This window comes from Pseudomonas sp. RC2C2 (genome assembly GCF_018390435.1).
GTDB classification, from domain to species: domain Bacteria; phylum Pseudomonadota; class Gammaproteobacteria; order Pseudomonadales; family Pseudomonadaceae; genus Aquipseudomonas; species Aquipseudomonas donghuensis.
Window position 1 is genome coordinate 2255220 of the sequence record NZ_JAHBAX010000001.1, and the last position, 13494, is coordinate 2268713.

Below are 13494 nucleotides of genomic sequence, written 5' to 3' on the forward strand. Positions count from 1 at the left end.
GTAGCCGAGGCTACCCTTTAACTCAATCGCAACAGAAGTGACCGGCGAGCGCCGTATTACTTCATTCTGCGGATTTGCTGGACGGTACGCAGCTGGGCTGCGGCCTCGGCCAGACGTGCGGCAGCGGCGCCGTAATCGAACTCCGCGCCTTTTTCGTTCAGGGCGTTTTCGGCAGCCTTGAGGGCTTCCTGAGCCTGAGCTTCGTCCAGGTCGCTGGCACGTTGCACGGTATCGGCAAGCACCTTGACCATGTTCGGCTGGACCTCGAGGAAACCACCAGAGATGTAGAACACCTCATGGGCGCCACCCTGCTTGGTCAGCGTGATCGGACCTGGCTTCAGATTAGTGATCAGCGGCGCGTGGCCTGGAGCGATACCAAGATCACCCAGGTTACCGTGCGCAACCACCATCTCGACCAGACCGGAGAAAATTTCCCCTTCCGCGCTGACGATATCGCAATGGACTGTCATAGCCATCTGCTTGCCTCAACCTGATTAGCGCCCCTTGCGGGGCGCCGGGATTACAGTTTCTTGGCTTTCTCGATCGCTTCGTCGATGCTGCCGACCATGTAGAACGCTTGTTCTGGCAGGTGGTCGTAGTCACCTTTGAGGATACCGCTGAAGCCAGCAATGGTGTCTTTCAGGGAAACGTATTTGCCTGGAGAACCAGTGAAGACTTCTGCCACGAAGAACGGCTGGGACAGGAAGCGCTGGATCTTACGAGCACGGGCAACCAGTTGCTTGTCGGTTTCGGACAGTTCGTCCATACCCAGAATCGCAATGATGTCCTTCAGCTCTTTGTAACGCTGCAGTACGTACTGAACGCCACGAGCGGTCTCGTAGTGCTCGGTGCCGATCACGTTCGGGTCCAGCTGGCGCGAAGTCGAGTCCAGTGGATCGACCGCTGGGTAGATACCCAGGGAGGCGATGTCACGGGACAGTACGACGGTGGCGTCCAAGTGGGCGAAGGTGGTTGCTGGCGACGGGTCGGTCAGGTCGTCCGCAGGTACGTATACGGCCTGGATCGAGGTGATCGAACCTTCCTTGGTCGAAGTGATACGCTCTTGCAGAACGCCCATCTCTTCAGCCAGGGTCGGCTGGTAACCTACTGCCGAAGGCATACGGCCCAGCAGTGCGGATACTTCGGTACCGGCCAGGGTGTAACGATAGATGTTGTCGACGAACAGCAGAACGTCGTTACCTTCGTCACGGAACTTCTCAGCCATGGTCAGGCCGGTCAGCGCTACGCGCAGACGGTTTCCTGGTGGCTCGTTCATTTGGCCGTATACCAGAGCAACCTTGTCCAGTACGTTGGAATCCTTCATCTCGTGGTAGAAGTCGTTACCCTCACGAGTACGCTCACCCACACCGGCGAACACGGAATAACCGCTGTGCTCGATGGCGATGTTACGGATCAGTTCCATCATGTTTACGGTTTTGCCTACACCGGCACCACCGAACAGACCAACTTTACCACCCTTGGCAAACGGGCAAACCAGGTCGATAACCTTGATGCCGGTTTCCAGCAGGTCGTTGCCGCCTGCCTGGTCAGCGAACGAAGGAGCGTCACGGTGGATACCCCAGCGCTCTTCTTCACCGATCGGGCCAGCTTCGTCGATCGGGTTACCCAGTACGTCCATGATCCGGCCCAGGGTCGCTTTACCGACTGGTACGGAGATGGCTGCGCCGGTGTCTGCAACGTCCAGACCGCGCTTCAAGCCTTCGGTCGAGCCCATCGCAATGGTACGAACCACGCCGTCGCCCAGCTGCTGCTGAACTTCCAGGGTGGTTTCCGCGCCTTGTACTTTCAGCGCGTTGTAAACACTCGGCACGGCGTCACGTGGGAATTCCACGTCGATGACGGCGCCGATGATTTGAACGATACGTCCGCTACTCATAGCTGGATCCTCTGAATATTTGAACCGTTAAACCGCGGCAGCGCCGCCGACGATTTCCGAGATCTCTTGGGTGATCGCAGCCTGACGCGCCTTGTTGTAGATCAGCTGCAATTCGCTGATCAGGTCACCGGCGTTGTCGGTGGCGTTCTTCATCGCGATCATCCGGGCAGCTTGTTCAGCTGCGTTGTTCTCGACCACCGCCTGGTAGACCTGCGACTCCACGTAACGCACCATCAGGCCGTCCAGCAGCTCTTTGGCGTCAGGTTCGTAGAGGTAGTCCCAGTGGTGCTTGAGTTCTTGATCCGGGGTTGCAACCAACGGAATCAACTGCTCGACCGTTGGCGTTTGCGTCATGGTATTGATGAACTTGTTCGATACCACGGACAGACGATCGATACGACCATCCAGGTAAGCGTCCAGCATGACCTTGACGCTGCCGATCAGATCGTTGATCGACGGCTCTTCGCCCAGGTGGCTGATCGCGGCGACGACGTTACCGCCGAAGCTGCGGAAAAACGCCGCACCCTTGCTGCCAACCACGCAAAGATCGATCTCGATACCTTGCTCGCGGTTGACCGCCATGTCCTTGACCAGGGCCTTGAACAGGTTGGTGTTCAAGCCACCGCACAGACCACGGTCACTGCTCACGACGACATAACCGACGCGCTTTACTTCGCGTTCGATCATGAAGGGGTGGCGGTATTCCGGGTTGGCGTTGGCCAGATGACCGATAACCTGGCGGATACGCTCCGCGTAAGGACGGCTAGCAGCCATGCGCATTTGTGCCTTGCGCATTTTACTGACCGCCACTTTTTCCATGGCGCTGGTAATTTTTTGCGTGCTTTTGATGCTCGCAATCTTACTGCGAATCTCTTTTGCGCCTGCCATGTAACACCTATCAGGTTAGCAAGCGGGGGCCGCAAAGCCCCCGCTGCGGCTTACCAGGTTTGGGTGGCCTTGAACTTCTCGATACCGGCTTTGATGCCAGCGTCGATTTCGTCGTTGAAGTCACCCTTCACGTTGATCTTCGCCATCAGTTCGGCGTGATCACGGTTGAAGTAAGCGATCAGCGCTTGTTCGAAGCTACCGATCTTGGCGATTTCAACGTCGGTCAGGAACCCACGCTCAGCGGCATACAGCGACAGCGCCATGTCCGCGATGGACATTGGAGCGTATTGCTTCTGCTTCATCAGCTCGGTAACACGTTGACCGTGCTCGAGTTGCTTACGGGTGGCTTCGTCCAGGTCAGAAGCGAACTGGGCGAATGCCGCCAGTTCACGGTACTGAGCCAGAGCGGTACGGATACCACCGGAGAGCTTCTTGATGATCTTGGTCTGAGCGGCACCACCCACACGGGATACCGAAACACCGGCGTTCACTGCAGGGCGGATGCCCGAGTTGAACATGGCCGATTCCAGGAAGATCTGACCGTCGGTGATGGAAATCACGTTGGTCGGAACGAACGCGGAAACGTCGCCAGCCTGGGTTTCGATGATCGGCAGTGCGGTCAGGGAACCGGTCTTGCCAGTTACAGCACCGTTGGTGAACTTCTCGACGTACTCTTCGGAAACGCGCGATGCACGCTCCAGCAGACGGGAGTGGAGATAGAACACGTCACCTGGGTACGCTTCACGTCCTGGTGGACGGCGCAGCAGCAGGGAGATCTGACGGTAGGCAACGGCCTGCTTGGACAGGTCATCGTATACGATCAGCGCGTCTTCACCGCGGTCACGGAAGAACTCGCCCATGGTGCAACCGGCGTATGGCGCCAGGAATTGCAGTGCGGCGGATTCCGAAGCGCTGGCAACAACCACGATGGTGTTGGCCAGGGCGCCGTTTTCTTCCAGCTTGCGAACGATGTTGGCAACGGTGGAACGCTTCTGGCCGACAGCAACATAAACACAGAAAATACCGGAGTCTTTCTGGTTGATGATGGCGTCGATCGCCATGGCGGTCTTACCGATCTGACGGTCACCGATGATCAGCTCACGCTGGCCACGGCCGACCGGGATCATGGCGTCGACAGATTTGTAGCCAGTCTGTACAGGCTGGTCTACCGACTTACGCCAGATCACGCCCGGAGCAACTTTCTCGACCGCGTCGGTCTCGGTGTTGCCCAGTGGGCCTTTGCCGTCGATTGGGTTACCCAGTGCGTCGACTACGCGACCCAGCAGTTCCTTACCAACTGGAACTTCGAGGATGCGGCCGGTGCACTTGGCGCTCATGCCTTCAGCGAGGGTGTCGTAGGCGCCCAGGATTACCGCACCAACGGAGTCTTGCTCCAGGTTGAGGGCCATACCGAACACGCCACCTGGAAACTCGATCATTTCGCCGTACATGACGTCGGCCAGACCGTGAATCCGCACGATACCGTCAGAAACGCTGACGACGGTACCCTCGTTGCGGGCTTGGGAGGTCACGTCGAGTTTCTCGATGCGACCCTTGATGATTTCACTAATTTCGGAAGGATTGAGTTGCTGCATTGCTCTGCTGCCCCTTCAAACTCAAGATTTCAATGCTTCGGCCAGTTTCGCGATTTTGCCGCGAACCGAGCCATCGATTACCAGGTCGCCGGCGCGGATCACGACACCACCGATAAGGGAGGCGTCCTCCGTCGCATGCAGGCGCACTTCCCGGCTGAGCCGTGCACTGAGAACCTTGGCGAGTTTGTCTTGCTGTTCTTGGTTCAACGCAAAAGCACTGGTGACTTCCACGTCCACGGATTTCTCTTGTTCAGCCTTGTACTGGTCGAACAAAACCGAAATCTCCGGCAACAGCTGGAGACGGTCGTTTTCCGCGGCAACATGAATGAAATTCTGTGCCTGTGCATCGAACTTGTCACCGCACACGTCAATAAACGCGGCGGCCTTTTCTGCGCTCGTCAGTCGCGGGGCCTTGAGCAGGCGCTGCATCGTGTCGTCTTCCGACACTGCAGCAGCCAGGCCGAGCATGGCTGACCAATTGGCCAGTTGCTGATGGGCCTGGGCGTGCTCAAAGGCCGCCTTAGCGTAAGGTCGGGCCAACGTGGTCAGTTCTGCCATGATCGCCCTCGCTTAAATTTCAGCGGCCAGTTTATTAACCAGCTCCGCATGCGCGTTTTGATCGATTGTGGCGCCAAGGATCTTTTCAGCACCGCCGACAGCCAGCAGACCCACTTGGGCACGCAGGGCGTCTTTGACACCGTTAATTTCCTGTTCGATCTCGGCCTGAGCCTGAGCCTTCACACGGTCAGCTTCGACGCGGGCCTGATCACGGGCTTCCTCGACGATCTGAGCACCGCGCTTCTTGGCTTGCTCAATGATTTCGGCTGCCTGAGCTTTTGCTTCGCGCAGTTGCTGACCCGCTTTGTCTTGGGCCAACTCCAGGTCGCGAGCTGCTCGGTTGGCAGCGTCCAGTCCATCCGCGATCTTCTTCTGACGTTCTTGCAATGCCGCGATGACCGGAGGCCACACGAACTTCATGCAGAACAGCACAAAAATGAAGAACGCAACGGACTGACCAATCAGGGTTGCATTAATGTTCACGCCAACACCTCGCTCGTTCTTTGTCCATCACACCAAACCACTCGAGAATTCGAGTGATTAGCCGGCGATTTGACCAACGAAGGGATTAGCGAAGGTGAAGAACAGAGCGATACCAACACCGATCATGGTTACGGCGTCGAGCAGACCGGCAACGATGAACATTTTAACTTGCAGCATTGGAACCATCTCTGGCTGACGAGCAGCGCCTTCCAGGAACTTGCCGCCCAGCAGGCCGAAACCAATGGCGGTACCCAGAGCACCCAGGCCGATCAGCAGAGCAACAGCGATAGCGGTAAGACCAACTACAGTTTCCATCTTTCCTCCCGACTTTTACGTCGTATTGGTTAGGTTTTTTAGTTTGAAGCGGTAAAACAAAATCGTTTGGTACAGCTGCCCTTGCGGACTTTTTCGACCCTTCCCCGTACCGGCAAAAGGGTCATCAGACACGCCAGGCGGTCTTAATGGTTATCTTCGTGAGCCATCGACAGGTAGACGATGGTAAGCATCATGAAGATGAACGCTTGCAGGGTGATGATCAGGATGTGGAACACAGCCCACGCCCATTGCAGCACCACGCCCAGGCCGCTGAGCCAGAGCAGGCCGCTGCCGAACATCACGGCAATCAGGATGAACACCAGCTCGCCGGCGTACATGTTGCCGAACAGACGCAGGGCCAGCGAGATTGGCTTGGCAATCAGGGTGACGAATTCGAGCAGGAAGTTGACCGGAATCAGCAGGATCTGAACGAAGATGTTCTTGCTGCCGAACGGGTGCAGGGTCAGTTCGCCGAGGAAACCGCCGATACCCTTGACCTTGATGCTGTAGAAAATGATCAGGGCGAACACGCTGAAGGCCATGGCCAGGGTCGCGTTCGGGTCGGTGGTCGAAACGGCACGGAACGGAATGTGCGGATCACCGGAGATCAGGATGGCCAGCTGAGGAATCCAGTCGACCGGGATCAGGTCGATGGCGTTCATCAGGAAGACCCAGACGAAAATGGTCAGCGCCAGTGGGGCGATCACCGGGCTGCGGCCGTGGAAGCTGTCCTTGACGCTGCCGTCGACGAACTCAACCAGCACTTCTACGAAGTTCTGCAGGCCGCCAGGCTGGCCGGAAGTCGCCTTCTTGGCTGCCATGCGGAACAGGAATACGAACAGCAGACCCAGTGCGACCGACCAACCCAGGGTGTCCAGGTGGAAAGCCCAGAAGCCCATTGCCTTGGCTTCTGCTGCGGAATGGGCAAAACCCCAACCGCCGTCTGGTAGTTGACCGAAGGTCAGGTTCTGCAAGTGGTGCTGGATATAGCCCGAAGCGGTTTCTGCTGCCATGGTTGCCTCAAACGCCCTAAGGTCTCGAAAGTCTTATATTCATCAGCAGGGGCGCGAACCAGCTGACCAACTGGGTCAGCAGAAAGACACCGAAGACTGCTAGCGGCGCCAATGGCTTCACTCCTGCGGACGTCAGTGCAAAAAGCACTGCCGTCAAAATCAATTTGCCTGCCTCGCCCGCGTAAAACGACTTGACGATGGCCTGCGCTGCCCTGGCTCCCGTGTAACGAAAAGCCTTCCAGGCGAAATACACATTCGGCAGCCAGGCAATCAGCCCCCCGCAGAGTGCCGAATATCCACTGACCGCCCCATGCCACTGCCACAACGCCAAAGTTGCCAGCAGAAACACGACACATTGAGCCAACAGTACCGGAAAAACCGCCCAGCGATGGAAAGGCAAGCGGTTTGGCGTGCGGGTTTCCATCACAACTGCTCCTCGAAAGTCGACCAACCAGTCAGCTATGACTTGGCATAATTTGTGCCGACAAAATGCGCGCAGAGTATAGGGGCGGTTTAACCCCTATTCAACTGCCGGGTAGTGATTTCCGACTACGCGCTACAAAAGGAATTGTTTCAGCGGATGTGAGCAAGGACACCTTGCAACTCATCTAGTGAGTTGTAACGGATAACTAACTGGCCTTTGCCCTTGTTGCCGTGGCGGATCTGTACGGCAGAGCCCAGACGCTCTGCCAAACGCTGTTCAAGGCGGGTGATGTCCGGGTCCGGCTTGGCAGGTTCCGCAGGCTCGGGTTTGCCGTTGAGCCACTGGCGTACCAGTGCCTCGGTCTGGCGCACGGTCAGGCCACGTGCGACAACGTGACGCGCCCCGTCGACCTGCTGTTCATCCGGCAATCCGAGCAATGCCCGGGCGTGACCCATTTCCAGGTCGCCGTGGGACAACATGGTCTTGATCACTTCCGGCAACGAGATCAGGCGCAGCAGGTTGGCCACGGTAACCCGCGACTTGCCCACAGCGTCGGCGACCTGTTGCTGGGTCAGCTGGAACTCCTGCTGCAGACGCTGCAGGGCAATGGCCTCTTCCACCGGGTTGAGGTCTTCGCGCTGGATGTTCTCGATCAGGGCCATGGCGATGGCCGCTTCATCGGGCACATCGCGGACCATGGCCGGGATGGTGTCCATGCCGGCCTGCTGGCTGGCGCGCCAGCGGCGCTCACCGGCGATGATCTCGAATTTGTTGTCCGCGATCGGGCGCACCACGATCGGCTGCATCACGCCCTGGCTCTTGATCGAGTGGGCGAGTTCTTCCAGTGCCTGCGGGTCCATGTCCCGGCGCGGCTGGTACTTGCCGCGCTGGATCAGGTCGAGCGGCAGGTGTTGCAGTTCCTTTTGGTCGACCTGGACAGCCTGCTCTTCGAGTGCGCTGACGGTCGGACCACTGAGCAGTGCATCCAACCCACGTCCGAGACCCCGTTTCTTAACGGCCATGCGGATTCCTTAAGTTGTCTGTGCAGTGCGGGTTTGACGACGTTGGCGACGAACCAGTTCCCCGGCCAGGGCCAGGTACGCCAGGGCGCCACGCGATTGCTTGTCGTAGGCCAGGGCCGGCATGCCGAAGCTCGGGGCCTCGGCCAGGCGGATGTTGCGTGGAATCACGGTGTCGTACAGCTGGTCGCCGAAGTGTTCCTTGAGCTGTGCGGAAACATCGTTGATCAGGCTCAGGCGCGGGTCGTACATGGTCCGCAGCAGGCCTTCGACCTTGAGCTGCGGGTTCAACCGCTCGCCGATCCGCTTGATGTTATCCACAAGGTCGCTCAACCCTTCCAGGGCAAAGTATTCACATTGCATCGGAATGATCACGCCATCGGCGGCGACCAGGGCGTTGAGCGTCAGCATCGACAGCGACGGCGGGCAGTCGATCAGGATGTAGTCGTAATTCTCGCGGATCGGCGCCAGCGCGGTGCGCAGGCGGCTCTCCTTCATCTGCATTTCCAGCAGGACCACTTCGGCGGCGGTCAGGTCGCGGTTGGCCGGCAGCAGCTGATAGCCGCCGTGCTCGGAGAAGTGCATGGCCTGGGCCAGGTCGCATTCACCGATCAACAGGTCATAGACCGAATGTTCCAGGACGTGTTTATCCACACCGCTACCCATGGTGGCGTTGCCCTGTGGATCGAGATCGATCAGCAGCACGCGGCGCTTGGTTGCCACCAGCGATGCTGCGAGATTGATACAGGTGGTGGTTTTGCCCACACCACCTTTCTGGTTCGCGATTGCGAATACCTTAGCCATTCTTGCTTGTGTTCCCAGTCATGCCGTGCGGCGCAGTATCAGCAGATGGCGTTGGCCTTGGCAACCCGGAACGGTCAAGGCCTGCTCGCTATCCACTCTGAAATCTGCCGGCAATGCTACCAGCTCATCGGCAGGATGCAGCCCTTTCATTGCCAGCCACTGCGTCTGGGCGTCACCGAGGTGGCGCGTCCAGTTGGTGAAGTTCTCCATGCTGCTGAAAGCACGGGAAACAATTCCGGTGAAAGGCAGCTCCGGCTGGAACTCCTCGACCCGCTTGTGGATAACTGTGAGGTTATCCAGTTTGAGCTCAAGCTTTACCTGGGTCAGGAAGCGAGTTTTCTTGCCGTTGCTGTCGAGCACCGTGACGTGCTTGTCCGGATGCAGGATAGCCAAAGGAATACCCGGCATGCCACCGCCGCTGCCGACATCCAGCCAGCGCTCGCTGTGGATAAACGGCATGACGCTGAGGCTGTCGAGCAAGTGGCGGGACACCATCTCGTCCGGATTGCGCACGGCGGTCAGGTTGTAGGCCTTGTTCCACTTGATCAGCAAGGCCAGGTAGGCCAGCAGTTGTGCATGCTGGACCTCGCTCAGCTCGACACCGAGCTGGCGGGCGCCTGTGGACAACTCTTCGGCATGTTGAGGGGTGACCTGAGAACTCAAGCGCTTTGCTCCAACTCGCGGCCTGCGCCGCGTTTTTTCAGATGAATCAGCAACAGGGAAATCGCCGCCGGGGTCACACCGGGGATACGCGAAGCCTGGCCCAGGGTCTCGGGCCGGGTCTGGCCGAGTTTGCTCTGGATTTCCTTGGACAGCCCGGAAATACCGCTGTAATCGATATCGTCGGGCAGGCGGGTGTCTTCGCTGGCGCGCAGCCGGGCGATTTCTTCCTGTTGCCGGTCGATGTAACCGGCGTATTTGGTTTTGATCTCGACCTGCTCGGCCACTTGCGGGTCGATCTCGGCGCCGCCGGTCACTGCCATCAGCCCGGCGTAATCGATTTCCGGGCGTGTCAGCAGGTTGAGCAGGTTGTATTCATGGCTCAACGGCGTACCGAATTTTTCAGCAATGGCCTGACCTTGCGCGGTATCCGGGCGTACCCAGGTGGATTTCAGACGCTGTTCTTCCAGGGCGATGCCTTCGCGCTTGGCGCTGAACGCGGCCCAACGCTGGTCATCGACCAGGCCCAGTTCGCGACCTTTTTCGGTCAGGCGCAGGTCGGCGTTGTCTTCGCGCAGGATCAGGCGGTACTCGGCCCGCGAGGTGAACATGCGGTACGGCTCCTGGGTCCCCAGGGTAATCAGGTCGTCGACCAGCACGCCGATGTACGCTTCGTCGCGACGCGGGCACCAGCTTTCACGGCCCTGCGCGCGCAGTGCGGCGTTGGTACCGGCGAGCAGGCCCTGAGCACCGGCTTCTTCGTAGCCCGTGGTGCCGTTGATCTGGCCGGCAAAGAACAGGCCGCCAATCACCTTGGTTTCCAGGCTGTACTTGAGGTCGCGCGGATCGAAGTAGTCGTACTCGATGGCGTAGCCCGGGCGCACGATGTGGGCGTTTTCCATGCCGCGGATCGATCGCACGATCTGCAACTGCACATCGAACGGTAACGACGTGGAAATGCCGTTCGGGTACAGCTCGTGGGTGTTCAGGCCTTCTGGCTCGATGAATACCTGGTGGCTTTCCTTGTCGGCAAAGCGGTGGATCTTGTCTTCGATCGACGGGCAGTAGCGCGGGCCGATGCCTTCGATCACCCCGGAGTACATCGGCGAACGATCGAGGTTCGAGGCAATGATCTCGTGGGTACGGGCGTTGGTGTGGGTAATCCAGCAACTGACCTGACGCGGGTGTTGTTCCTTGGACCCCATGAACGACATCACCGGGATCGGCGTGTCGCCCGGTTGCTCGGTCATCACTGAGAAATCCACCGAGCGCCCGTCGATGCGTGGCGGTGTACCGGTTTTCAGGCGGCCAACGCGCAGCGGCAGTTCACGCAGGCGGCGCGCCAGGGCAATCGACGGCGGATCGCCGGCACGGCCACCGGAGTAATTCTGCAAACCGATGTGGATAAGTCCGCCGAGGAAGGTCCCGGTGGTCAGTACCACGGAGTCGGCGAGAAAACGCAGACCCATTTGCGTTACCACGCCGCGTACCTGGTCCTGCTCGACGATCAGGTCGTCGCACGACTGCTGGAATATCCACAGGTTGGGCTGGTTCTCGAGAATCTCGCGCACCACCGATTTGTAGATGGCGCGGTCGGCCTGGGCGCGAGTAGCGCGCACCGCCGGGCCTTTGCGGTTGTTCAATACACGGAACTGGATACCGCTCTTGTCAGTGGCCAGTGCCATTGCACCGCCGAGCGCATCGATTTCCTTGACCAGGTGGCTCTTGCCGATGCCACCGATGGCCGGGTTGCAACTCATATGACCGAGGGTTTCCACGTTGTGGGTCAGCAGCAGGGTTTTCACCCCCATGCGTGCAGACGCAAGCGCAGCCTCGGTACCGGCATGGCCGCCGCCGATGACGATCACTTCAAAACGGGAAGGGAAATCCACCACGCACCTCGTGCCTGTTTCGGGAATAGATAGGGATAACGCACAAGTATAGGGACTTACCCCCCTCTAAAGGAACCTTTTGCACAAAATTTAACCAGGCTGTGGATGAATGGCAGGTAATAGAAATTAAAAGAGAGAAATTTATTAAAGCTTTGTTTTTATGTTTATTCTTAGTCAGGCACCTTTCTGTGGATAAGGTTCTACAGGCCTTTATTTACCTTATGTACAGAGATTCAAAACCCTGTGGCCTACCGGGGATGAGCGTTCTGGATAAGCGCTTTAAGCCTGTGGATGAAATGGCCAGTTACCCACAAGGGGAGTTATCTTCAGCCTTGAGGGCCAGTTATCAACGGAGCTGAAGGTGGGTTTTCCACAGGGCTTATTTCACCAGAATGTGGATAGACGCGCAGGAGTCAGTGCAGCACGAGCACTGTGGCTGTCCTGACCGGGAGAAGGGATTGGAGAAAAAGGCTACTGCAGTCGGGTCCGTTGCAGACCCGACTGTGGATAAGGACGCTTACTTGCCGATGCAGAAGCTGGAGAAGATGCGTCCGAGCAGATCGTCGGAACTGAATGCACCGGTAATCTCGCCCAGGGCGTGTTGCGCCTGGCGCAAATCTTCTGCCAGCAGCTCACCGGCACCGGCGAGGGTCAGTTGCGCGTGTCCATGCTCCAGGTGCGCACCTGCCTGACGCAATGCCTCCAGGTGGCGCCTGCGGGCGCTGAAGCTGCTTTCAGCAGTCTGTTCATAACCCATGCAGGCCTTCAGGTGCTCGCGCAGCAGCTCAAGCCCCATGTCGGTGTCCTTGGCACTGAGGGTAATGGTGACGTGGCCATCTTCACTCTGTTCCATGGCGATGGCTTCGCCACTCAAATCTGCCTTGTTGCGAATCAGCGTAACCTTGGCCGGATCCGGACGCAGGTCGAGAAATTCCGGCCACAGGGCAAACGGATCACTGGCTTCCGGTGCAGTCGAGTCGACCACCAACAGCACCCGATCGGCTTCGTTGATGGCCTTGAGTGCGCGTTCCACGCCAATCTTTTCCACATGGTCATCGGTATCGCGCAATCCAGCCGTGTCGACAACGTGCAGCGGCATGCCGTCGATGTGGATATGTTCGCGCAGGATGTCCCGGGTGGTGCCGGCGATATCGGTGACAATCGCCGCCTCGCGGCCGGCCAGAACGTTAAGCAGGCTCGACTTGCCGGCATTCGGCCGACCAGCGATCACCACCGTCATGCCGTCGCGCAGCAAGGCGCCCTGCCCGGCTTCGCGCTGCACTGTGGATAAATTGTTGCGCACCTCATCGAGCATGCTCAGCACGTGACCGTCAGCAAGAAAGTCGATTTCTTCTTCGGGGAAATCGATTGCAGCTTCCACGTAGATGCGCAGGCTGATCAACTTCTCGGTGAGGTTATCCACACGGCGGGAAAATTCGCCCTGCAGCGAGCGCAAGGCATTGCGCGCAGCTTGTGCAGAACTGGCTTCGATCAGGTCGGCGATCGCCTCGGCCTGGGCCAGGTCGAGCTTGTCGTTGAGGAATGCCCGCTCACTGAATTCACCCGGGCGCGCCAGGCGGCAACCCAGTTGTACACAGCGCTGCAGCAACATATCGAGGACTACCGGGCCGCCGTGGCCCTGCAGCTCAAGCACGTCTTCGCCGGTAAAGGAGTTGGGCCCAGGGAAAAACAGCGCAATGCCTTCATCCAGCACCAGGCCATCTTCAGCGCGGAACGCTCCGTAATGGGCGTGCCGCGGTGTCAGTGCTTTTCCACAGATGGCCAGCCCGGCTTGTTGGGCCAGGGGGCCGGATAGCCGCACGATCCCCACGCCCCCACGTCCCTGGGCGGTAGCGATGGCGGCAATGGTTTCACGCACAGTGTTCATGCTCGAGGGCCTCACGACAAAAACGACAGATAGCAAAACGCCCCACGAGGGGGCGTTT

The 13494-nt window shown here is 58.6% G+C and carries 14 protein-coding genes; all 14 read right to left on the reverse strand.

What is annotated here, in order from left to right; genetic code table 11:
* Positions 1–56: 56 nt before the first annotated feature.
* The 14 genes from KHO53_RS10505 to mnmE all read right to left on the reverse strand — a co-directional run bounded on the left by KHO53_RS10505 (position 57) and on the right by mnmE (position 13436).
* A complete protein-coding gene (locus KHO53_RS10505) occupies positions 57–476 on the reverse strand; it encodes a F0F1 ATP synthase subunit epsilon (RefSeq protein ID WP_010222738.1) in 420 nt (139 codons plus the stop codon).
* A gap of 44 nt (positions 477–520) precedes the next feature.
* Positions 521–1897 (reverse strand): F0F1 ATP synthase subunit beta, encoded by a 1377-nt coding sequence (gene atpD / locus KHO53_RS10510; protein ID WP_010222737.1) that lies wholly within the window; start codon positions 1895–1897, stop codon positions 521–523.
* A 27-nt stretch (positions 1898–1924) separates the two neighbouring features.
* Positions 1925–2785 (reverse strand): F0F1 ATP synthase subunit gamma, encoded by an 861-nt coding sequence (gene atpG, locus KHO53_RS10515; protein ID WP_010222736.1) that lies wholly within the window; start codon positions 2783–2785, stop codon positions 1925–1927.
* Positions 2786–2835: 50 nt separating this feature from the next.
* The gene (gene atpA / locus KHO53_RS10520) at positions 2836–4380 is read right to left on the reverse strand and encodes a F0F1 ATP synthase subunit alpha (protein ID WP_010222735.1); all 1545 of its coding nucleotides are present in this window, start codon (positions 4378–4380) and stop codon (positions 2836–2838) included.
* 21 nt (positions 4381–4401) lie between these two features.
* Positions 4402–4938 carry a F0F1 ATP synthase subunit delta gene (locus KHO53_RS10525; protein WP_010222734.1) on the reverse strand — a complete coding sequence of 179 codons (537 nt, stop codon included), beginning with the start codon at positions 4936–4938 and terminating at the stop codon, positions 4402–4404.
* Between the two features lie 12 nt (positions 4939–4950).
* Positions 4951–5421, reverse strand: a complete 471-nt coding sequence (locus KHO53_RS10530) for a F0F1 ATP synthase subunit B (RefSeq protein WP_010222733.1) — start codon at positions 5419–5421, stop codon at positions 4951–4953.
* Between the two features lie 57 nt (positions 5422–5478).
* Entirely contained in the window at positions 5479–5736 is a 258-nt protein-coding gene (gene atpE / locus KHO53_RS10535; protein WP_003097235.1) for a F0F1 ATP synthase subunit C, read from the reverse strand.
* A 143-nt stretch (positions 5737–5879) separates the two neighbouring features.
* Positions 5880–6749 (reverse strand): F0F1 ATP synthase subunit A, encoded by an 870-nt coding sequence (gene atpB, locus KHO53_RS10540; protein WP_010222723.1) that lies wholly within the window; start codon positions 6747–6749, stop codon positions 5880–5882.
* Positions 6750–6765: 16 nt separating this feature from the next.
* Positions 6766–7173 carry a F0F1 ATP synthase subunit I gene (locus KHO53_RS10545; protein WP_213570279.1) on the reverse strand — a complete coding sequence of 136 codons (408 nt, stop codon included), beginning with the start codon at positions 7171–7173 and terminating at the stop codon, positions 6766–6768.
* Positions 7174–7322: 149 nt separating this feature from the next.
* A complete protein-coding gene (locus tag KHO53_RS10550; protein WP_010222721.1) occupies positions 7323–8195 on the reverse strand; it encodes a ParB/RepB/Spo0J family partition protein in 873 nt (290 codons plus the stop codon).
* A gap of 9 nt (positions 8196–8204) precedes the next feature.
* On the reverse strand, positions 8205–8996 hold the full coding sequence (locus KHO53_RS10555) for a ParA family protein (protein WP_010222720.1): 792 nt from the start codon (positions 8994–8996) through the stop codon (positions 8205–8207).
* Positions 8997–9014: 18 nt separating this feature from the next.
* On the reverse strand, positions 9015–9659 hold the full coding sequence (gene rsmG / locus KHO53_RS10560) for a 16S rRNA (guanine(527)-N(7))-methyltransferase RsmG (RefSeq protein ID WP_010222716.1): 645 nt from the start codon (positions 9657–9659) through the stop codon (positions 9015–9017).
* Complete coding sequence (mnmG, locus tag KHO53_RS10565) at positions 9656–11548, reverse strand: tRNA uridine-5-carboxymethylaminomethyl(34) synthesis enzyme MnmG (RefSeq protein ID WP_010222714.1); 1893 nt, start codon at positions 11546–11548, stop codon at positions 9656–9658. Before mnmG ends, rsmG begins: the two co-directional genes overlap by 4 nt.
* A 517-nt stretch (positions 11549–12065) precedes the next feature.
* The gene (gene mnmE / locus KHO53_RS10570) at positions 12066–13436 is read right to left on the reverse strand and encodes a tRNA uridine-5-carboxymethylaminomethyl(34) synthesis GTPase MnmE (protein ID WP_010222713.1); all 1371 of its coding nucleotides are present in this window, start codon (positions 13434–13436) and stop codon (positions 12066–12068) included.
* Positions 13437–13494 lie beyond the last annotated feature (58 nt).